This is a genomic window from Curtobacterium sp. VKM Ac-1376, assembly GCF_015351025.1.
In the GTDB taxonomy this organism is placed as follows: Bacteria; Actinomycetota; Actinomycetes; order Actinomycetales; family Microbacteriaceae; genus Curtobacterium.
In genome coordinates this window covers 164,350-184,243 of the sequence record NZ_JADKRV010000001.1, presented here as the reverse complement: position 1 = coordinate 184,243, position 19,894 = coordinate 164,350, and the positions used below count along the sequence as shown (strand labels likewise).

Below are 19,894 nucleotides of genomic sequence, written 5' to 3'. Positions count from 1 at the left end.
TCAGACGTCTTTCGGGAGCTTCCGGACCTTCGCGCGCCGCTTCCGGCGCTCGGGGATCATCGACCGCATCTCCTCGAGCTTGCCGAAGCAGAGCAGGCGGTCCCCCGCCTCGAGCGCCACGCCGCTGCGCGGATTCGGGATCACGTTCGAGCCGCGGTGCAGGGTCAGCACCGTGATGTCGCGGTCCCAGAGGCCGGAATCCTTGATGGTCTTGCCCACCAGGTCGGCGTTGGTGTGCACGAGGAGCTCGGCCACACCGTAGCCCGTCGACACGGACAGCCGCTGACGGACGTCGATCTCCGGGAACGCGACCTGGTTCGCGATGAAGTCGACGACGGCCCCGGCGATGTCGAGGCCCGTGGCGCGTTCGACGCCCTCGAGCCCTGGTGAGGAGTTGACCTCCATCACGAGCGGACCGTCGTTGCCCTCGAGCATGTCGACGCCCGCGACCTTGAGGCCCATGATCTGCGCCGATCGGACCGCGACCGCCTCGTACTCGGGCGACAGCGTGACCTTCTCGACGGTGCCGCCACGGTGCACGTTCGACCGGAACTCATCGCCCGAGGCGGTCCGGCGCATCGCCGCCACCACCCGGTCGCCGACGACGAGCGCGCGGATGTCACGACCGCGGCTCTCCGCGATGAAGCGCTGGATCAGGACGTTCTGCTTCGTCGAGTGCAGGGTCTCGACGATCGACTCGGCGACCTTGGCCTCCGGCGCGAGGATCACGCCGATGCCCTGCGTGCCCTCGAGCAGCTTGATGACGACGGGAGCACCACCGACCCGTTCGATCGCCCCGCGCACGTCGTTGCGACCGGCCACGAAGGTCGTCGCCGGCATGCCGATGTCGTGCCGCGACAGGATCTGGTTCGCCCGCAGCTTGTCGCGCGAGTTCGTGATGCCGTTCGCCGTGTTCGGCGTGTACACGTCCATCTGCTCGAACTGGCGCACCACGGCGGTGCCGTAGTAGGTGATCGAGTTGCCGATGCGGGGCAGCACGGCGTCGTAGTCGCTCAGGAGCTTGCCGCGGTACAGCAGGTCCGGGTCCTCGCCGGACAGGTCGATCGCGAAGCGCAGCGTGTTGAGCACCTTGACCTCGTGTCCGCGGTCGAGCGCCGCTGCGCGGAGGCGCTGGGTCGAGTACGCCTGGGGCGCACGCGACAGGATGGCGAGTTTCATCGAGGGGTTCTCCGCGGGGTCGGATCGACGGCGACGCTCCATCCAAGCATGCGGACGTGGCCGCGGAGCATGCGACAGGATGGGCACATGGTCCGAGTTCCGAAGTCCTCCGACAGCGGGCTCGTCGTCGCCGGGTGGCGGGAATGGGCCGGGTTGCCGGACCTCGGCGTGCCGTGGATCAAGGTGAAGCTCGACACGGGCGCCCGGACCTCGGCGCTGCACGCATTCGACCTCGAGGAACTGCCCGGCGAGCGGGTCCGGTTCTCGCTGCACCCCTGGCAGGACACCGATGCCGACGCCTCCACCATCGAGTGCGACGTGCACGACCGCCGCATCGTCCGCAGCTCGACCGGGCACACCCAGGAGCGCATCGTCGTCCGCACGCGGATCGCGTTGGCCGGGCAGGTCGTCGAGTCCGAGGTCACGCTGAGCAACCGGGACCAGATGGGGTTCCGGATGCTCGTCGGTCGCGAGGCGCTCCGGCAGGGCTTCCTCGTCGATCCCGCGCGGTCCTTCATGGCCGGGCGGGCTCCGAAGGAGATCCGGCGCCGCAACCGCGGTCGCGCCTGAGCGCTCCTGGTCACGCGGCACGGGCCGTTGCGGTGACCGCTCGACGGCCTGGAGGCGCGGTGCGGGGCTGCCACGGGCCTCCCGTCCGCCTCGACGCGCGTCCCGAGCGCGGGTCGGGGCGCTGGTCGGGTCAGCGACCGAGGTGGCGGCCGAGGAAGGCGAGCTGCTGGGGCGCCAGGCGGCGCCAGTAGCCGTGCGTGTGGGCGCCGGGTTCGAAGCCCCCGGCCGGATGCTTCGCGAAGCCGTCGACGTATGCGTGCACCGCGGGCGCGAACCCGTCCCCGTTGCCGCAGTCGACGCGGACGGCGACGCCGTCGAGCGCGCGCTGCCGGCCGAGGACGGTGTTCGCGCGGAAGGCGGCAGCATCGTCGAAGGCGCCGCGAGCGGTGTCGGCGGCCGACGTCCAGAGCGCGGGGCTGATGGCCGAGACGGCCCGGACGCGCGAGGCACCGAGGACCCCGCCGAGCCGGAGCGCGCCGAAGCCACCCATCGAGTAGCCGGTCAGGGCGAGGCGGTCCGTGTCGAAGCCGCGGCGGGCGATCAGGGGCAGGAACTCGTCGACGACCATCGCGGCGGGGTCGTCGCCGTCGGCACGCCGGTGCCAGTAGCGGTTGCCGCCGTCGATCGAGGCGATCGCGAACGGTGCTCCGCCGTCGGCGACGTGCGCTGCGAGGAACCGGTCGTAGCCCAGGCTCCGCCCGAAGAACGACGTGTGGTCGTCGCCGTAGCCGTGCAGGGCGACCGCCACCGGCAAGGGGGTGTCGGACGCCGGCGCCGCGATCGTCCAGCCGACGGTGCGACCGTTCCGCGCGGTCGAGATGAAGGTGCCGGAGGCGGTGGGGACCGGCTCGACGTCGGGGACCGTGCCGTCGGTGCCGTCCAGACCGAGGACCCGGTACAGGGTCGAGCGTCCGGGCAGCAGGCTGAGGTTGATCGCCTCGGCCACGGCTCCCGCTGCGACGACGCCCGTGCCACCGATCAGCAGGGAACGGCGGGTGATCGTGACAGCCCGCGATCGGGTCATGTGGTGGGCGCCGTTCCGTCGGGTGTGGTGTGTTCCCTGATGAGGGACGCGGCGACGGACCGTGCCGTCGTCGTGTCGAGCGCGGGGTCGCGCAACCGCATCGCGAGGTAACCGGAGACGATGAGGAGCAGCTGGTCGGCGAGGGCCTCGGCACGGGGACCGACCACCGGCACCGCCCGCGCCACGAGCCGACGGCGCAACGTGGTGGTCTCGAGGTCCAGGACCTGCCGGACCTCGGCGGGAGCGTCCGCGTACTCGGCGGCGGTGCCGAGGAAGGCGCACCAGCGGGAGCCCGTGGGCGTCGAGCGGTAGTCGTCGAGGGCGTCGAACACCGACAGGAGTCGGCCCAGGTGGTCCCGTTCCGCGGCGACCGCACGGTCCCAGGTGGCGATCCAGTCATCGTGGCGACGGGTGAGTGCCGCGGCGACGAGCGACTCCTTGCTCGCGTAGCCGCGGTACAGCGTGGCCGTCGAGACCCCGGCCCGTTCGAGGACGGCGTCGATCGGGGTGGCAGCGATGCCCTGTGAGAAGAAGAGCTCCTCGGCGGCGTCGAGCAGCCGTTGCTCGGTCCCTGGGCGCATCACCATGAGAGCACCCTAGGCTCTGAAAAGTGAAACGATCGTTTTCGTTACGACATCGACTGCTCCTGGTGAGCGGACTCGGCCTGATCGCCGCCACCTACGGCCTGGTGCGCCTGGCGTACGGGCTGTTCCTGCCCGACGTGCAACGGGACCTGGTGCTCCGGGCAGATGCCGCCGGGTGGGTCTCGTCGGGTGCCTCTGCGCTCTACTGCGTCGGTGCGGTGGCCGGGTTCCTGCTCGCCGCACGGATGCCCCGCGTGCTCGTCACGGTCGCGACCCTGGTGGCCGGGGTCGGTGCGATCACCATGGCGACGGCCGGCGGCTCGCTGGCGTTCGGCATCAGCGCCGTGCTCGCGTCGGCAGGTGCCGGACTCGCGTCCCCCGCCCTCGTGCGGATCGTCGCCGAGCAGGTGCCGTCGGCGCTGCTCGGTCGAGCGCAGGCGATCGTGAACGCCGGCACCGGCCCCGGGCTCGTGGGCGCCGGGGTGCTCGCCCTCGTACTGCTGCCCGACTGGCGGACGGCCTGGGCGGCGTCTGGGGTGTTCTCGCTGGCGATCGGCACCCTGCTGCTCGTGGTGTCCCGGGGTGGCACGGCGGCATCCCGGCCTCCGCTGCCGGGTGCTCCGTGGTTCGCGGCGCACCGAGGGGTCCTCGTGCTGGCGCTGCTGTTCGGGGCGGGCTCCGCCGTGGTCTGGACCTACGGACGTTCGGCGCTGGTCGAGGCCGGCGCGTCGGTCGTCGTCTCGGTGTCGGCCTGGATCGCGCTCGGGATCGGTGGAGCGGCCGTCGTGGTCACCACGCGGTGGACGAACGGACTGCGCGCCCGGAGGCTCTGGGCGGTCACGGCGGGTTCGGTCGCCGTCGCCGTCGTGGTGCTGGGGGCTTTGCCGCAAGCGACGGTCGCGGCACTGCTGGCGTGTGCCGTGTTCGGCTGGGGCTACACGGCGGCGACCGGGGCACTGATCGCGTGGACGACCGAGATCGATGCCGAGCGGTCGTCGGCGGGCACGTCGATGCTGTTCGTCGCACTCGTGCTCGGGCAGGCCGTCGGCGCCGCGGGTGCCGGAGCGCTCGTCGGTGCGATCGGGTTCGTCGCGACGTTCGTGGTCGGGGCAGGCGTGACCGCGGCGAGCGCCGTCCCCGCGGTGGTCCGTCGGCCGGGTGGGGTCCGTGCCGTCAGAGCAGCGGGCGGAGCTCGATCTTCCGGTTGCACGCCTGCGACGCCTGGTGCGCCACCCGGGCAGCCGTCTCGGCATCCGGGAGGTCCATGACCCAGAACCCGGCGACGTACTCGTCGGTGCTCGTCGCGGGCACGGTCGTGGCGGGCCGGGTCGTCGTGTCGGCCGTCGTAGCGGCCGCGCCCTCGCGGGCGTCGACCACGGTGGCGTCAGCGGGTGCGGAGACCCCGGCGGCGAACACGATCGCGTCGGCCATCCGTTGGTTGAAGGCATCGACCGCGGCGGCTTCCGCGTCGGTCGCGGAGTACGTGTTGCCGACGGCGGCGGCCTGGCCGTCGTCGATGACGTTGACGAGGAACTGCATGGCGTCTCCCCTGCTCGTTGGCGGGAGGCTACTCCTGCCGTGCACCGACCACCCAACGCAGCGCGATGCACCCGCAATCAGGTCGAGTCAGGCCCAGCCTCGCGCGCGCGCCGAGCGGGCCGCGGACAGCCGAGACGAGGTCCCGGTCTTCGCCATGGCAGTCGAGAGGTAGTTCCGGATGGTGCCCGGTGCAAGATGCAGCGCTGCCGCCATCTCGCGGACGCTCATCCCGAGGTCGGTCAACTCCAGCAGCTCCGACTCGCGGTCGGTGAGCGGGCTGTCATCCGACATCGCCGCCGCGGTGATGTCGGGGTCCACGTAGCGCCGGCCCGCCGCAAGCTCTTCCACCACCTCGAGGAGCTTGCCTGGTCCGACGTCCTTGGAGAGGAACCCGCGAACTCCGGCACGCAACGCACGACGGAGCACTCCAGGTCGAGCGTGCCTCGTGACGATGAGCACGGCGGCCTCCGGTCGCGCAGCGAGAATTTCCCTGGCCGCACCGAGCCCGTCGAGGACCGGCATCTCGAGGTCGAGCAGGACGACGTCCGGTGAGACACGCGCGTGCTCGGCGACTGCCTCGGCTCCGTTCGCGCACTCGGCGACCACGTCGACCCCTTCTGCGTGCCCGATGAACGACACGAGCGCCGCACGCATGAGCGCTTCGTCCTCGGCGACGAGCACAGTCGTCATGCGACGAAACCCCGGACTCGGAACACGTCCTCGACGACGCCACTCGAGAACGAACCGCCATCGGCTCGGAATCGCCCACCGAGCGTCGCGAGTCCTCGCGGCGCAGCAGTCGGCCGACACACACCGTCATTCTCGACCAGCACACTGTCGGGGGTGATCTCGATCCGCACCCACGTCGCCTGCGCATGACGCAGAATGTTTGTCGCGCTCTCTCGGACGAGCTGACCGAAGAGCCTGTTCCGTTCCGGCGGCACGGTACCGCGAGCATCGACTTCGCATCGGATGGCGGCGGCGTCGAAGAGGTTCACTGCGTTAGTCACCTCCTGTTCGAGCACGACTTCGCGCTCCCCGAATGCGAGCGATCGACCTATCCGGATGGAGTCCTCGACGAGTTCGGACGCCGCGCGGAGCTCGTCCGCAGCTGCCCGGCCATCACGCTCGAGGAGTACCTCGGCAGTGGCGAGGCGCATCCGGAGCACGTGGAGGCTGTGTCCCTGCACGTCGTGTAGATCACTCGCGAACCGAACACGCTCTCGGAGGACAGCAAGCTCGGCTTCCGCCCGTCCCGCCGCGGCGATGCCCGAGGCAAGGCGCCAGGCGTAGCCGTTGAGGAGCACGACCCCGTAGGCGGCGCCGAAACCGAGGAACGCGATTACCGCGATGTCGAAGAAGGCACCGCCGTCATGATCGGCCGACGTGACAACGGTCGGCACGGCAATCAGCGCCGTCACCAGCACCACCACGTGGACGATCACTCGACGGACGTGGGGCGTGCGGAACGCGAGGACCAGTGCGACCGGGACGACCGCGAGGCCCTCTCCGGCGAGCGCCCCGACAGCCCAGAGCGGAGCGGTCAATGCCACTCCGCTGGCGAAGATCGCGCTCGGAGCGCGCCGGTCCCACCAGACTGCGAGCAGCGAGGCGACGGCCGCGCCGACCAGGAAGATCGCCCGCACGGTGACGTCCTCGACTCGCGGTGCCAGCGAAACGGCGGTCAGTGCCAGTGCAGCGACGAGGCTGAGCGTCGTGTAGCGGTGCAGTCGTCTCAGTGGGTCCGCACCCGGCGGCCCCACTGTCACTCGTCCGCCCTGCTGCGCAGCACCTATCCCCATGGACATCCCCCGATATCTGACATTCGTGGTAGAACTCCGTCTGAGCCTAGCTTCGAGACCTGACAATTGTCATGCGCGACGCTGCTGTCTGTCACTGTGCCAGAGCACCTTCGAGCCACAGACTGACTCCATGCATCCTGTTGCACTGGACCACGTCATCGAGGCCCGGGGCGTCGACCATCGCTTCGGAGACAGCCAGGTGCTCTGCAACGTCGATCTCGACGTCCCCGCCGGCCAAGTGACAGCCGTGCTCGGCACGAACGGAGCAGGGAAGTCGACCTTGTTCGACATCATTCAAGGCCACACCACCCCGGACCAGGGATCGGTCCGGGTGTTCGGCCTCGACCCTCAGAACCGCCGTCAAGTGCACCGCCGGACAGGCGCCGTGCTCCAGGAAGGCGGCACATCCCCGGACCTCTCCGTCAAGCAGTGCCTCCGAGTACTCGGCGAGGTCTCCGGTAGACACGACGACCTGGGCCGTGTGCTCGACCTCGTCGGCCTGACCGACCATGCTCGTCGTCCGGTGAAGTCGCTCTCCGGCGGAGAGCGCCGACGACTCGACCTCGCCGCTGCCGTGTGGGGCGGACCGGAGCTCCTGCTCCTCGATGAACCGACGACCGGTCTGGACCCGACAGCACGGTCCGGGATCTGGGAACACATCGACAGCCTCCGCAGACAGGGCACTACGGTCGTGGTCTCCACTCACTACCTCGAAGAAGCAGAACGGCACGCTGACCGCATCGTCCTCATGCACGCAGGCAGGATCGTCTCAGCCGGCAGCGCGAGCGAGATCCTCGCTCGAGAGATCGGCGCCGTCTCGTTCCGGACGGATTCCGGATCCGCGATCACGGACCTCGACGCCGTCCGCGATCACGACGGCCGCATGACGATCCGGACCAGCGACGTTCAGTCGACCGTGCGAGCGGTTTTCGCATGGTCAGATCGGACCGGCGCAAGCGTCGCGGACCTCACGACGGCCGCACCACGGCTCGAGGCCGTTTTCAACCGGCTCGGTCGGGACCAGAACGGGACGGAGACCGTCCAGTGATCGCCATCGCCCGCGCCGAGCTGCTCATGTTGCTCAGGAACCGGACCGTCCTCGCGAGCGCAGTGCTCCTGCCGATCGCATTCGGCGCATTCTTCGTGTTCTCCGGAGCGCGCAACGGCTCAGCCGCGTACGCGAGTGCGTGCATCGTGGTCGGTCTCAGCGCGATGGGCACTTACTCCGTGTCCACCACGACGCTTGCGGCACGACGGCAGACACACTTCTTGAAGCGCCTCCGGAGCACCGTGCCGTCCGATGTGGAAATCCTCCTCGGGATGACGCTCCCCATCGTGGTCGTCAACCTCGTCCAGCTCGCGATCGTCTTGATCGTGCTGGGCACCACCACGGGCGAGCCGCTCACGCACCCGTGGTTGCTCGGCCTCACGGTCATCGCCGCCGAGGCGATGTTCATTGGCCTCGCGATGGCCACTGCGGGAGTGACCGGTTCGCCGGAGAGCGCACAGTACACGTGCCTCCCGGTGTTCATGGGCACCATCGTCGTGGCCGTGTGGGCGCTCATGTCGGACCAACCGATCGCCGGCTGGCTCCCCGGTGGAGGAATCGCACTGCTCGCCGAGGCGTCGTGGACCGGGGACCTCGGGGCGACTTGGCTGTTCCTGCTGCCCACGTTTGGCTGGGTGGCACTCGGCGGGTTCGTCGCGAAACTGGTGTTCCGCTGGGACGTCAGGTCGTGACCCGAATACACGTTTAGGATCTATGAACATGAGCGCTCTTGATCGACCCTCTGGACCCGAAGCCCGCCTCGGACACGGCCGCGGCTGGCAGTCCCCCGTGTTCCTGTGCAGTGCAGTGGTCGTTGCTGGGTTCGTATTCTTCGTCGAAGGACTGGGCACCCCCCGGCTCCTCAGCCTCGTGGTCGCAGCAGCGATCGTCGTCACACTCTGGCTCGTGGCCGCCACTCGGCGCGTCGTGCCACGAGGCGGCAACAAGCTCATGACAGCAGCCTGGGCGACCACCGGCATCCTGTACCTGCTCGCTGTCGCACCGCTCGAAGCCGCGGTACTGCGAGGCCTCGATGGCACCGCTTCGGTGGCGGCCTGGGGCGCGACGTCGTTGGTCGTTGCCGCACCCCTGATCGTGGCTGCGGTGCTCGCCCGGCCGCGTCGACGATGACACCGGGCCCGCATCCAAGGCACGAGCTTGACGACCGGGTGCACTCACCGGTTCGATTCTCGCTGCTGGCTCTGCTCCGCACGGTTGACGAAGCCGAGTTCAGGGCAGTCCGCGATGCCCTCGAAGTCAGTGACTCCACGCTGTCGCAGGCCGCCACCGTCCTCCGGGACGCCGACTTCGTCACGGTTCGTCGGTTGCGGGTCGGACGCAGTACACGGAGCTGGCTTGCGATCACAGATAACGGGCGCGTTGCCTTCGAGCATCATCTGACAGTGCTGCGGACCATCGCAGAATCGCATTCCACCTGAGACAGCACAGCGAATGCGCAACCGGACGGCCCCACTGGGACCGCCCGGTCGTGGCTTGCTCAGTCGAGCGTGGTGACGATCAGCTGCGCAACGCCGACACCGGCCAAGAAGAACGTCGGGGTTCCCATCACGACGTCGGCGGACGAGTCGACCAACGCTGCGCGGTCTCGGGAGGTTCGCGCTTCGTGAACGCTGGCCTGCTCGGTGATGCTCTCGATAAGGGTCATCGTGTTCTCCTTGGGTTCGGTGGATCGGTGTCCGGCACGAAGCGCCGGGCGGGTGGCGGGGCCGAGCCGGTTGACTCGGCCCCTCGCCCTCGGCCGGTGGGGTCAGTGGGCCCGGAACACGAGGACGTCGTGGACGGACGGCCGGTCCGCCGGCTGTCCGCTGAGATCGGTGTAGTGGCCCTCGAGTCGCAGCCCTGCAGCATCTGCCCACCGAATCAGGTCGGCTACGTCGGCCAGGCGGACCGATTCGCTTCGTCGGACCACGCGGTCTCCGTCAATCCAGACCTGATCGGCGTGGAAGACGTCATCGACGACCGAGCCGAACGAGACCAGGCCACGTGTGCGCCCGGGGTACGGCGCGAAGACGGCGCCCGGGCCATCCGGGCCGAAGAACCCGCGGACGAGCTCTGCGTTCTGTGTCTCGACGACCAGCACTCCGCCCGGCCGCAGCGCGGCTGCGGCCGTCAGGAACACCTCGGCCTCTGCACCGGGGTCAATGCTCATCCCGATGGTGTTGCAGACACAGAGCACCATGTCGAACCGTTCCTCGGTCCGGAACGCCCGGATGTCGGCAGTGACGGCGCACACGTCCAGGCCGAGTGCGGTGGCGTCGAGACGCGCAAGCATCTCGGGGGACGCATCGACCCCGACCAGCGAGGCGTTCGAACCGCGCCCGCGGAGGACTCGAGCGAGCGGCACGAGCACGCGTCCGGTCCCGACACCCAACTCGAGCACAGACGGAGCCGCCTCGTCGACGAGCGCGAGCACCCACCGCACCATGTCGTCCGTGAACGACACTCGCGGGATGAGGTCGTCGTAGATGTCCGCGAACTGCGCCCCGTAGTCGGTCACGTCCGTCATGCGCGCACCGCTGCAGAGTCGGCAGGCTCGGTAACGGGTATCCGCCGAGACACGAACAGCACCGCGGGGTCGATGGACTCATCGAATCCCGTACTCGTGGCGATGCAGAACTGGACATCGTCGGACGCCGCGAGTTCGGGACGAGCAGCCGCGAGGCGTCGCACGTAGCCCTCGAGCACTCGATAGGGCGGTTGCTCGTTGACCGAGAGCCCATCCACAGAGCGGAACACACTGAGCAGATCGGTCATGACGTCGAAGACCGCCTTCTGCACCCGGTGCTCGGGAAACCAGACCGCGTGCCGCAACGTCCGATCCACCGGCGGGTGGAGGTCGATCCAGCCGGTCGTCGTTCCTCCGGCGTCGAGGCCGCGCGCGAAGAGGTGGTAGTCGGTCGTGGCGGGCTTGGGCGCGAAGAACCTCCAACTCGGTACGAGTGCGAACAAGTCGACTTCGCGGACTCGACCGAACCCGTTGCCGGGAAGCTGCGTGAAGACCGTCGCGGCGAGATGCGCCCCGAACGCCATCGGGGCGATCATACGACTGCCTCCTCGTGCGAGTCCGGACGGAACTCGGAACCAGATCGCGCTCCACCGCCGCGCACCACGGAGTGCGCGGCGCTTGGTTCTAGGTCGTAGAGGAAGGCACGGAGCGTCTGCGCGAGTCGCGCTGCATGGTCGGGGTTCGTCAACATCGAGTCATGTGTCACGTCGTCGATGACCACGTTCCGCACGAGGGTGTGTCCGGCATGAGCGTCGATGATCTCGTTATGCAGAGCGAGGATGTCCGGATCACCTTGGAGCGTTCGCCCTGCGCTCACCAGCAGCGCCGCAACCGATGGATTCGGCCCCACCGCGGCACCCTGCGCGAGGTCGTGGCGCATGGCAGTCCATTCCTTCCGACCAGCGCGCCAGAGCCGGCCGTCCCGGAATTGGTCGGCAGCCCGCGCCTGAGCGTCGGACGGGAGCGTGCGAATCCACGCAGGGACGGTGAGGAAGGTCCCGAGGGACAACCGGGTCGAGAAGTCGAACGACGCGAGGTTGTCGGAGAAGTCGCGAACGGTCGCTCGCTGCGCTTCGGAACGACTCAGCTGATCCGGGTGCGTGGGATCGAGGTAGACCACACCTGCGATCGCATCCGTCGTCTGGGCGACCCGCCGCACGATCTCACCGCCGAGGGAGTGCCCGACGAGGACGACGCCTGGATGGTCCGAGCGGACGGAGCGAACCAGGGCAGCGAGGTTCATGGCTGCTCGTGACACGGACACGTCCCCGCCGTCAGCATCACCGCTTGCTCCGTAGCCCGGACGGCAGTACGCGACGGTGGCGTACCCGGCCTCGTGGAGCGATCGGCGGAGCCAGGCGTAGTGCTCCGGCAGCCCGAGGAGCCCACTCTCGAACACGACGATCGGCTTGGAGTCGTCGCCCGGCGCCACTTCGACTCCGAGCCGCGCGCCGGTGTCCACCTGCATAGTGGTCCGGTTCCGCACCCGCTGACGGCGGAGGATCGATGCGATCACCGACACGGTCATCGCACCACCGGTCGCTACGACCGCCATCACCGGAGTGGCCGTCGACATCCCCGTGCGCCGGTCCTTGGTAGTGGCCGTCAGGTGCGGGTGCATGCTGGCGAACGCGAACACGAAGCGCCACAGCCCCATGGCGTGTCCGTTGACGAGGTGGAAGCCCAGGGCACCAGCCATGAGGCCTCGGACGGCAGCTGGTGGGAGGACGTAGACCACCGGGAAGGCACACTCGAAGCCGAGGACTGTCCAGGTCATCGCGCGTCCGATGGCCGGATGCCGGTCCAGTAGTCGCCACATGCGCTCGTTCCCGTAAGCACGAGTCCGCAGGATGTCGGCGACGGCGCTGCCGTCCCGCCAGGACCCACCTGCGAGCTTGATCCAGCCGGCTGCGGTGTACGACAGGCAGGACTGGAGCGAGACGTTCCAGACGGCCGCGTCGGTGACCCGTGGTCTCGTCTGTCCGAGGCGTGCCACGCCGTTGCTGATCTGCACCACGGCGGTGGCCTGGTCAGCGCCGTCGCTCCCGTACCGCTCGCGCGGCGAGAGAAGCGCCGTGCTCAGGCCACTGGCGAGACTCGCAGCAGCCCTGACGAGCCGCCACTTCGGCGGAGCCACGAGCAACGTCGCGTTCGAGACCACCCTGACGACGTGCATCGCCGTGTTGACACGGTCCCGAGCGACCAGGTCGAGGCCGGCCCGCACGATCCGCGGGGCTCCGGCATAGGTTTGGCGGGAGATGCTCCAGTCCGTGAGCATCGGCGCTCGACGGGCCGAGTTGTAGAGAGTCTCAGCACTGGCGAGCAGTGCGGGGACCGCTCCGATCACCTCGGATCGGTACAGCGTCGAGCCGATGGTCCGTTCGGTCGCCCGGGGAGCAACGGTCCTCGGCAGCCGCGACGATGGAAGCCTTGACATGAGTCTCGATTTCACCTTTACTGTTCATGAACGTCAAATACTCGACCCCGACCGACACATCCGCTCGAAACCGGTGCCGTGATCGTCCAAGGCGACCCTGACCGATCGGGGTCGCCCTGGACGACGAACGTCAACCGCCGCAGTCGGCCTTGCCCTTGTTGTAGGCCGCCACCAGTGCGTTCGCGACGCCGAGCGTCGCGACGACGGCCGGGAGACCGAGTTCGGGCCGCCGAGGGGTCGGCTCGATGGACGCGTTGTCCGTGTCCCACTCGGTCTCGTCGAGGATCTCGGTGATCTTCATCTGGACGGACATCAGCCTGCCTGCCTTCCTGCGTCGTAGAACGCCGCGACGAGTGTGGCGCCGCCCCAGAAGGCGATCGCCGGTGTGCCGAGGACCGGATGGTTCCGCTCGACGTCGATGACCGCCCGGCTGGTGTCCGGCGCGGGCATCGTGGCCAGCCGCTGTGCGACCATGTGCAAGACGCGATCGTCCTTCACGCGTCACCCCTTTTCTGTTTGGTTGTCGTGACCCCAACGGGAGTCTGTCGTCCACGACCGGCTGGGTGTAGTGACGAATGTCACGAACGGGCGGAAGCAGTCGCCGCGGTCCGCTAGCGTGTCGACCGTGGGGGCAGAGCAATGGAAACGGTTACCCGTCGGCCCGACCGAGCTGCGCAGCGACGCAGTCCTCGCGGTCGGCTTCGCCGCGGCGCTCGCGCTCACCACGACCCTGTCCGGCGCGGCCGGTGCCTACGGCGACAACCAAGCACCCTGGTGGGTCTCGGTGCTCATGGTCGCCGCGAATGCCGCACCAATCGCGTTCCGCCGTCGGTTCCCGATGACCGCAGCCGTCGCGTCCGCAGCAGCGTTCGCGGGCACACAACTCCTTCACGTCCCAGAGCTGTTCCTCACCAACGTCACACTGTTCATCGCGTTGTACTCCGTCGGCGCGTGGTGCTCCGACCGGGTGCGGGCCGAGGCGGTCCGCTGGGTCGTCATCGGTGGGATGTTCGCGTGGCTGTTCCTCGTTATCTCGTTCGGGTGGGCGGTGCCGAACGCACTGCCGAGCGACGCGGGCGCACTCATCCCGCCGTACATCGCTTACTCGCTGCTCAACATCGTCATCAACGTCATCTACTTCGGCGCCGCCTGGTACGCCGGCAACCGCGCCTGGGCCTCCGCGGTCGCACGACACGAGCTCGCGGAACGCACCGCCGAACTCGCCGCCGAACGGGAGCGGTCCGCGGCCCAGGCCGTCACGATCGAGCGGGTGCGGATCGCCCGCGAGCTGCACGACGTGGTCGCCCACCACGTCTCGCTGATGGGCGTGCAGGCGGGTGCTGCACGGCGCGTGATCGGCCGCGACCCCGCGCAGGCCACCGCCTCGCTCGGGGTGGTCGAGGAGAGCGCCCGCACCGCGGTGGAGGAACTCCGGCGGATGCTCGGCACCCTGCGCTCCGACAACGACGCGTCCGGCCTCGGGGCGGCCGGTGGCGACGGCCCGAGCACCGAGGGCATCACGCGGATCGCCGAACTGGCCGAGTCCGCCCGGGTGGCGGGCCACCCCGCCGAGTACGTCGTCGTGGGCGACGAACGCCCGGTGCCGCCGACGGTGGCCGCGGTTGCGTACCGGATCGTGCAGGAAGCGGTGACGAACATCCTCAAGCACGCCGGACCGACCGCCCGCGCCGACGTCCGGCTGCGGTACCTGGACGACGGCGTCGAGGTCGAGGTCACGGACGACGGGCTCGGTGCCCGTGCTGCCCGGAGCACCTCCGGCAGCGGCCTCGGACACGTCGGGATGCGGGAACGCGTCGCCGCCGTGGACGGACGGATCGAGATCGGGCCACGAGCCCGGGGAGGCTACCTGGTGCGGGCATGGCTGCCGACGACCTGACCATCGTGCTGGCCGACGACCAGGAGCTCGTCCGCGCCGGGTTCCGCGTGATCCTGGAGTCCGAGCCCGGGTTCCGGGTCGTGGGCGAAGCCGCGGACGGCGCAGGGGCGGTCGAGGCCGTGCAGCAGCTCCGTCCGGACGTGGTCTGCCTCGACGTGCAGATGCCGGGCGTCGACGGGCTCGAGGCCGCGCGACGGATCGCGGCGCTGCCGGACCCGCCGGCGGTGCTCATCCTCACGACGTTCGACAGCGACGACTCGCTGTTCCAGGCGCTCGAGGCGGGAGCGAGCGGGTTCCTGCTGAAGAACGCCTCCCCCGAGCGGCTGATCGACGCCGTGCGGACCGTCGCCGCCGGGGACGCCCTGCTCGCGCCGGACGTCACACGGCGGGTGATCAGCCGGGCGACGGCGTCGGTCGCGGCGCAGCCCTCGGCGACCACCACGACCGCGACACCTGCCACGACGGGCGAGGACGCGCTCGCCGCCGCCGGGCTCACCGAGCGGGAGACCGAGGTGCTGCGGCTCCTCGCCCGGGGCCTGAGCAACGCGGAGATCGCCGCCGAGCTCTCCGTCGGGGACGCCACCGTGAAGACCCACGTGTCGAACGTGCTGCAGAAACTCGCACTGCGCGACCGGATCCAGGCCGTCGTCTGGGCGTTCGAGCACGGCGTCGCCGGCTGACCGAGCCGAGCAGAACCCGCACGAGCCGAACAAGCGCGCACCGTGCCGACCCGCACCCACCCCGCACCCACCCCGCACCGTGCAGGGTCGCTCAACCCGTGCGGCGTTGATCGCACCGTGCGCCGCCAGAACGACGCACCGAGCAACCAAACCCGCACCAGCCCGACAAGGCCGCACCGTGCCGACCCGGCCCGCCGGGCCGACGCGCGTTCCTCCCCCACGCGGTGGAGCCGCCCACCCGCGCAAGTCCCGCCTGGCGGCGGAGGCGAGTCGGGCCTCCCGGCCAATAGCGTCGGGCGCAGCGACGACCAGCGTCGCGACGAAGGGGAACGACATGCTCACCATCGAAGGGGTGACCAAGCACTTCGGTGACCGCCGGGTGCTCGACGACGTGGGTTTCACGGTCGGCAGCGGCCGCCTGACCGGGTTCGTCGGCGGCAACGGTGCCGGCAAGACGACCACCATGCGGATCATGCTCGGCGTCCTGCAGGCCGACGCGGGAACCGTGTCGATCGACGGTGCCCAGGTCCGCCCCGCCGACCGCCGCCGCTTCGGCTACATGCCCGAGGAACGCGGCCTGTACCCGAAGATGCCGGTCGCCGAGCAGATCACCTACCTGGCCCGGCTGCACGGGGTCGACAAGCGCACGGCGACGACCCGCACGGGCGAACTGCTCGAGCGCCTCGAGCTCGGCCAGCACGCCGACGACGCCGTCGAGAAGCTCTCGCTCGGCAACCAGCAGCGCGTGCAGATCGCCGCGGCGCTCGCCCACGACCCCGAGGTCCTGGTGCTCGACGAGCCGTTCTCGGGCCTCGACCCGATGGCCGTCGACACGGTGCTCGGCGTCCTGCGCGAGACCGCGGGTCGCGGGGTCCCGGTCCTCTTCTCCAGCCACCAGCTCGACGTGGTCGAGCGGCTCTGCGACGACGTCGTGGTCATCGCCGGCGGCACGATCCGCGCCGCCGGGCCGCAGGAAGAGCTCCGCAAGCAGGCCGGCCCAGCCGCCTGGGAGCTGCTGGTCGACGGTGACGTCGCCTGGCTCCGCGACGAGCCGGGGGTCGCCGTCCGCGAGTTCGACGGCGGGTACGCGGTCTTCGAGGCCGACGCCGCCACCGCCCAGCGCGTGCTGCAGCGCGCCGTGCAGCACGGCACGGTCGGGTCGTTCGCGCCGCGGGTGCCGCGACTCAGCGAGGTCTTCCGCGAGGTCATCCGATGAACAGCTCCTTCGTGCAGGCCGTCCGGCTCGTCTCCGCACGCGAGATCCAGGCCCGCATCCGCAGCAAGGCCTTCGTGGTGTCGGCACTCATCCTGATCGGCATGGTCGTCGCCTCGATCGTCGTCGGCGGGATCGTGAGCAAGACCACGGCGGACGACACCACCCCGGTCGCGGTGGTCGACGGGGTCTCACTGCCGACCACGAGTGGGCTCGACGTCACGAAGTCGGCCTCGGTCGACGACGCCGAACGGCTCATGACGAAGGGCGACGTCGACGCCGCGATCGTGCCGTCGGACGACCCGCTCGGCTACAAGGTCGTCGGACTCGACGAGGCCCCGTCCGAGGTCGTCTCGGCGTTGAGCGTCACACCACGCATCGAGCTGCTCGACCCGGACGCACTCCCGGGTGGGCTGGTCTACCTCATCGCCATCGCGTTCGGCGTCGTGTACTTCGCGTCGGCGGTGACGTTCGGCCAGTCGATCGCCCAGAGCGTGGTCGAGGAGAAGTCGACACGGGTGGTGGAGATCCTGATGTCCGCGATCCCGGCCAGGGCCCTGCTCGCCGGCAAGGTGCTGGGCAACAGCATCATGGCGTTCGCGCAGATCGTCGCGGTGGCCGTCGCCGCCATCGTCACGTTGGCGGTGACCGGGCAGGACAACATGTTCGCGATGCTCGGCCCGAGCATCCTGTGGTTCATCGGTTTCTTCGCGATCGGGTTCGTGCTCCTGGCGTCGCTGTTCGCCGCGGCGGCCGTGCTCGTCTCCCGCCAGGAGGACGTCGGCAGCGTCACCACCCCGGTGATGATGCTCGTGATGATCCCGTACTTCCTGATCATCGTCGCGTACGACAACCCGACGATCCTCGGCATCATGTCGTACGTGCCGTTCAGCGCCCCGATCGGCATGCCCATGCGGATCTTCCTCGGTACGGCCGAGTGGTGGGAGCCGATCCTGTCGCTCGTCATCGTCGCCGCGTCGGTCGTCGCGGTCGTGCTCATCGGCGCTCGCGTGTACGAGAACGCCCTGCTCCGCACCGGCAGCCGCGTGAAGCTGTCGGAGGCGCTGCGCGGCTGACGCCGCAGACCCGGCAGACCCAGACGGGAGGCCCGTCCCGCGTGAGCAGACCCGCTCACGTCGGGCGGGCCTCCCGTCGTCAGTCCGCGCGCACCGAGAAGACGTCGCCCGGCTGGCAGCCGAGCACCTCGCAGAGTCGCGTGAGGGTCGAGAACCGGATGGCACGAGCCCGATGGTTCTTGAGCACCGACAGGTTGACGACGGTCACACCGACCCGGTCGGCGAGCTCCGTGAGGGTCATCCCCCGCGCAGCCAGCAGGTCGTCGAGGTGGCAGACGACCGCGTGGCCGTCCTCCTGCTCCGGCGGCATCAGACCAGCCCGGCCTGGTCGCGCACCATCCGCTGCGAGGCGGTGAGCGCGAACCGGAAGCAGACGACGACGAGCAGGCCGAGGTACACCGGCAGGAACTGGTGGTCCACCACCGGTGTGGGCAGGTACCCGTCCCAGCCGAGGCCCGACACCACCCAGTTCCACCCCATGCGGCGGACGAACGACGGCAGGAACCCGGCGACCAGTACCGCGCCGGCGAGCCAGTCGAGGATCCGCGTGGTCGACCGGTCGAAGAGTCCGCCGCGCGAGATCTTCCAGGCCACCGCCGCGACCAGGGCGATGAGGGCGCTGACGAGCACGACCTCCAGGGCGTCGCCGACGCGGATGTACCCGATCGCACCACCCGGCACGTCGGCGATCGGCGCCCGGAGCACGAGCTGGTCGGACGTCACCGTCGCACCACCCGGAGGCTGCGGGACGGCACTGGTCTCGCGGATCCGGATCGGCACCGCCACCGTGCCCGAGGTGATCGAGTGGACGAGCAGGTCGACGTACCGCCACACCACGATCGCGATGCCGATCGCGCACGCGACGACGTAGGCCAGGTAGGAGTTCCGCCCGCGGGGCGGTTCGTAGACGGGTGTGGTCATGGCTTCTTCCCCTGTCGAGCGTCGATACCATCGAAATTCGATGCAACGATAAACGATAGGCCGGGTGCCGGCAAGCCCCTACAGCAGGCCGATCGCCGCCTGCATGCCGAGGCTCGTCCCCGCCACCAGGACCCAGAGCGCGATGCCGAGCAGCATCGGCCGGAAGCCCGCACGGCGGAGCGCCGCGAAGTCCGTCGAGCAGCCGATCGCGGCGAGCGCCACCGTGATGAGGAACGAGGCAGCCGTCGCGAACCCCGGCGCCACGGACGCGGGCAGGACCCCGACCGTCCGGAGCAGCACCACCACGAGGAACCCGATCAGGAACCACGGCACCAACCGGAACACACGGAACCCGCGACCCGGCCCCGAGGCGGGGGCGAGCTGCTCGCGGGAGGCGCGGCGGGCCTCCAGTCCGGCCAGCCCGATGACGATCGGGATGATCATCAGGGTGCGCACGAGCTTCACGACGACCGCGGTGTCGGTCGCCTGGCGGCCGTAGACGGTCGCCGTGGCGACGACGGACGACGTGTCGTTCACGGCGGTGCCCGCGAAGACGCCGAAGGCGTGCTGACTGAGGCCGAGGGCGTGTCCGAGCAGCGGGAAGGCGAAGACCGCGGCGATGTTGCAGAGGAAGATCGTCGACATCGCGTAGGCGACATCGGCGCTGACCGCGCCGATGACGGGTGTCACGGCGGCGATCGCCGAGGCGCCGCAGATCCCGGTCCCGACGCCGATCAGGGTGCGGAGTGCTCCCGAGACCCGCAGCAGTCGGCCGATCCCCCACGCGGCCACCAGGCAGACGACGAGCGTCGCGAGCATCACCGGCAGGGTCTCACCGCCGATGCGCAGGACCTCGCCGATGGACAGCTGCGCCCCGAGCAGGACGACCGCGAACTGCAAGACCCGGCTGGACGAGAACTTCACGCCGGGTGCCAGGGCTGCGAGCGTGCCGCCGGTGCGACGCCGGATGAGCCAGCCCACCACGGCGCCGATCAGGACGGCCGGGACAGGGCCACCGACGACGGGGACGATCCGGCCGACGAGGGTGGCGACGATGCCGACCGCGACGGCGACGGCGACACCGGGGGCGGCGGCACGAGCGGACTGCATGGGACCAGCATCGCGTACCGGCGGTCAGCGCGGTGGACAGCGGCGATCGGCGAGCTCGACAGGTTCCCCCGCGCCCTGGTGGTCGACGCCGAGCGGGACGTGATGCGCGCCTCGGACGAACGCTTCGCGAACGAGCTCGAGGCTGCGGGCGTCGAGGTCGAACGACACGTCCTGCCGGACAGCCGCCACGCGTTCCTCAACCGACCGGGCAGCCCGGACTCCGACCGGGCGCTCGACCTGGTCACGGCATGGATCGGGCAGTCCATCCACTGAACGCTCACCCCCTG

General features: G+C 69.9%; 26 protein-coding genes. 11 read left to right on the top strand and 15 right to left on the bottom strand.

Translation table 11 applies throughout. The annotated features are described in order from the left end of the window. A complete protein-coding gene (locus tag ITJ56_RS00895) occupies positions 1–1,179 on the bottom strand; it encodes a RimK family alpha-L-glutamate ligase (protein WP_194626534.1) in 1,179 nt (392 codons plus the stop codon). A gap of 87 nt (positions 1,180–1,266) precedes the next feature. Between ITJ56_RS00895 and ITJ56_RS00890 the strand changes: the two genes are divergently transcribed. Further along, positions 1,267–1,749 carry an ATP-dependent zinc protease gene (locus tag ITJ56_RS00890; RefSeq protein ID WP_194626532.1) on the top strand — a complete coding sequence of 161 codons (483 nt, stop codon included), beginning with the start codon at positions 1,267–1,269 and terminating at the stop codon, positions 1,747–1,749. Positions 1,750–1,879: 130 nt separating this feature from the next. Here ITJ56_RS00890 and ITJ56_RS00885 read toward each other — a convergent pair whose 3' ends face one another. Then, complete coding sequence (locus tag ITJ56_RS00885; protein ID WP_194626530.1) at positions 1,880–2,773, bottom strand: alpha/beta hydrolase-fold protein; 894 nt, start codon at positions 2,771–2,773, stop codon at positions 1,880–1,882. Beyond that, on the bottom strand, positions 2,770–3,360 hold the full coding sequence (locus ITJ56_RS00880; protein ID WP_194626529.1) for a TetR/AcrR family transcriptional regulator: 591 nt from the start codon (positions 3,358–3,360) through the stop codon (positions 2,770–2,772). The genes ITJ56_RS00885 and ITJ56_RS00880 overlap by 4 nt, the downstream gene beginning before the upstream one ends. Positions 3,361–3,422: 62 nt before the next feature. Between ITJ56_RS00880 and ITJ56_RS00875 the strand changes: the two genes are divergently transcribed. After that, complete coding sequence (locus ITJ56_RS00875; RefSeq protein ID WP_323749679.1) at positions 3,423–4,625, top strand: MFS transporter; 1,203 nt, start codon at positions 3,423–3,425, stop codon at positions 4,623–4,625. Here the strand turns inward: ITJ56_RS00875 and ITJ56_RS00870 are convergent. From ITJ56_RS00870 to ITJ56_RS00860, 3 genes are all read right to left on the bottom strand, one after another. Beyond that, a complete protein-coding gene (locus ITJ56_RS00870; RefSeq protein ID WP_194626524.1) occupies positions 4,531–4,896 on the bottom strand; it encodes a YciI family protein in 366 nt (121 codons plus the stop codon). The genes ITJ56_RS00875 and ITJ56_RS00870 overlap by 95 nt on opposite strands. A gap of 87 nt (positions 4,897–4,983) precedes the next feature. Beyond that, positions 4,984–5,586, bottom strand: coding sequence for a response regulator transcription factor (locus tag ITJ56_RS00865; RefSeq protein WP_194626523.1), 603 nt, complete (start codon positions 5,584–5,586; stop codon positions 4,984–4,986). Next, positions 5,583–6,341, bottom strand: a complete 759-nt coding sequence (locus ITJ56_RS00860) for a sensor histidine kinase (protein ID WP_323749678.1) — start codon at positions 6,339–6,341, stop codon at positions 5,583–5,585. Before ITJ56_RS00860 ends, ITJ56_RS00865 begins: the two co-directional genes overlap by 4 nt. 487 nt (positions 6,342–6,828) lie before the next feature. Here ITJ56_RS00860 and ITJ56_RS00855 point away from each other — a divergent pair, with 487 nt between their 5' ends. From ITJ56_RS00855 to ITJ56_RS00840, 4 genes are read left to right on the top strand one after another with little or no spacing between them, the layout of a single operon-like run. Next, positions 6,829–7,746, top strand: a complete 918-nt coding sequence (locus tag ITJ56_RS00855; RefSeq protein ID WP_194626519.1) for an ABC transporter ATP-binding protein — start codon at positions 6,829–6,831, stop codon at positions 7,744–7,746. Next, positions 7,743–8,438, top strand: a complete 696-nt coding sequence (locus ITJ56_RS00850; protein ID WP_194626517.1) for an ABC transporter permease — start codon at positions 7,743–7,745, stop codon at positions 8,436–8,438. Before ITJ56_RS00855 ends, ITJ56_RS00850 begins: the two co-directional genes overlap by 4 nt. A gap of 28 nt (positions 8,439–8,466) precedes the next feature. Then, positions 8,467–8,877 (top strand): hypothetical protein, encoded by a 411-nt coding sequence (locus ITJ56_RS00845; protein ID WP_194626515.1) that lies wholly within the window; start codon positions 8,467–8,469, stop codon positions 8,875–8,877. Next, a complete protein-coding gene (locus ITJ56_RS00840) occupies positions 8,874–9,185 on the top strand; it encodes a transcriptional regulator (RefSeq protein WP_194626513.1) in 312 nt (103 codons plus the stop codon). Before ITJ56_RS00845 ends, ITJ56_RS00840 begins: the two co-directional genes overlap by 4 nt. A gap of 59 nt (positions 9,186–9,244) precedes the next feature. Here the strand turns inward: ITJ56_RS00840 and ITJ56_RS00835 are convergent, their stop codons facing one another. The 6 genes from ITJ56_RS00835 to ITJ56_RS00810 all read right to left on the bottom strand — a co-directional run bounded on the left by ITJ56_RS00835 (position 9,245) and on the right by ITJ56_RS00810 (position 13,208). Beyond that, positions 9,245–9,412: a hypothetical protein gene (locus ITJ56_RS00835; RefSeq protein WP_194626511.1), complete on the bottom strand. Its 168-nt coding sequence runs from the start codon at positions 9,410–9,412 to the stop codon at positions 9,245–9,247. 102 nt (positions 9,413–9,514) lie between these two features. Then, entirely contained in the window at positions 9,515–10,273 is a 759-nt protein-coding gene (locus ITJ56_RS00830) for a class I SAM-dependent methyltransferase (RefSeq protein WP_194626509.1), read from the bottom strand. After that, on the bottom strand, positions 10,270–10,809 hold the full coding sequence (locus ITJ56_RS00825) for a DUF5819 family protein (RefSeq protein ID WP_194626507.1): 540 nt from the start codon (positions 10,807–10,809) through the stop codon (positions 10,270–10,272). Before ITJ56_RS00825 ends, ITJ56_RS00830 begins: the two co-directional genes overlap by 4 nt. After that, positions 10,806–12,620 (bottom strand): alpha/beta fold hydrolase, encoded by a 1,815-nt coding sequence (locus ITJ56_RS18790; RefSeq protein WP_194626505.1) that lies wholly within the window; start codon positions 12,618–12,620, stop codon positions 10,806–10,808. The genes ITJ56_RS00825 and ITJ56_RS18790 overlap by 4 nt, the downstream gene beginning before the upstream one ends. A gap of 220 nt (positions 12,621–12,840) precedes the next feature. After that, positions 12,841–13,023, bottom strand: coding sequence for a hypothetical protein (locus ITJ56_RS00815; protein ID WP_152376810.1), 183 nt, complete (start codon positions 13,021–13,023; stop codon positions 12,841–12,843). Further along, positions 13,023–13,208, bottom strand: coding sequence for a hypothetical protein (locus ITJ56_RS00810; RefSeq protein WP_194626503.1), 186 nt, complete (start codon positions 13,206–13,208; stop codon positions 13,023–13,025). The genes ITJ56_RS00815 and ITJ56_RS00810 overlap by 1 nt, the downstream gene beginning before the upstream one ends. Before the next feature lie 127 nt (positions 13,209–13,335). On the opposite strand from ITJ56_RS00810, the gene ITJ56_RS00805 reads away from it, so the two are divergent. The 4 genes from ITJ56_RS00805 (at position 13,336) to ITJ56_RS00790 (ending at position 17,576) form a co-directional block, all read left to right on the top strand. Continuing rightward, positions 13,336–14,607 carry a sensor histidine kinase gene (locus ITJ56_RS00805; protein WP_323749677.1) on the top strand — a complete coding sequence of 424 codons (1,272 nt, stop codon included), beginning with the start codon at positions 13,336–13,338 and terminating at the stop codon, positions 14,605–14,607. After that, entirely contained in the window at positions 14,589–15,287 is a 699-nt protein-coding gene (locus tag ITJ56_RS00800) for a response regulator (RefSeq protein WP_194626501.1), read from the top strand. The genes ITJ56_RS00805 and ITJ56_RS00800 overlap by 19 nt, the downstream gene beginning before the upstream one ends. Positions 15,288–15,621: 334 nt before the next feature. Continuing rightward, positions 15,622–16,503 (top strand): ABC transporter ATP-binding protein, encoded by an 882-nt coding sequence (locus tag ITJ56_RS00795; protein WP_194626499.1) that lies wholly within the window; start codon positions 15,622–15,624, stop codon positions 16,501–16,503. After that, a complete protein-coding gene (locus ITJ56_RS00790) occupies positions 16,500–17,576 on the top strand; it encodes an ABC transporter permease (protein ID WP_194626497.1) in 1,077 nt (358 codons plus the stop codon). Before ITJ56_RS00795 ends, ITJ56_RS00790 begins: the two co-directional genes overlap by 4 nt. A gap of 79 nt (positions 17,577–17,655) precedes the next feature. On the opposite strand, the gene ITJ56_RS00785 is transcribed toward ITJ56_RS00790, so the two are convergent. The 3 genes from ITJ56_RS00785 to ITJ56_RS00775 form a co-directional block, all read right to left on the bottom strand. Beyond that, positions 17,656–17,886 carry a helix-turn-helix domain-containing protein gene (locus ITJ56_RS00785; protein ID WP_194626495.1) on the bottom strand — a complete coding sequence of 77 codons (231 nt, stop codon included), beginning with the start codon at positions 17,884–17,886 and terminating at the stop codon, positions 17,656–17,658. Continuing rightward, on the bottom strand, positions 17,886–18,497 hold the full coding sequence (locus ITJ56_RS00780; RefSeq protein ID WP_194626493.1) for a hypothetical protein: 612 nt from the start codon (positions 18,495–18,497) through the stop codon (positions 17,886–17,888). The genes ITJ56_RS00785 and ITJ56_RS00780 overlap by 1 nt, the downstream gene beginning before the upstream one ends. Before the next feature lie 78 nt (positions 18,498–18,575). Then, positions 18,576–19,607 carry a YeiH family protein gene (locus tag ITJ56_RS00775; protein ID WP_194626491.1) on the bottom strand — a complete coding sequence of 344 codons (1,032 nt, stop codon included), beginning with the start codon at positions 19,605–19,607 and terminating at the stop codon, positions 18,576–18,578. On the opposite strand from ITJ56_RS00775, the gene ITJ56_RS00770 reads away from it, so the two are divergent. Continuing rightward, positions 19,602–19,880: an alpha/beta hydrolase gene (locus ITJ56_RS00770; RefSeq protein WP_228517002.1), complete on the top strand. Its 279-nt coding sequence runs from the start codon at positions 19,602–19,604 to the stop codon at positions 19,878–19,880. The two genes, ITJ56_RS00775 and ITJ56_RS00770, sit on opposite strands and share 6 nt — an antisense overlap. Positions 19,881–19,894 lie beyond the last annotated feature (14 nt).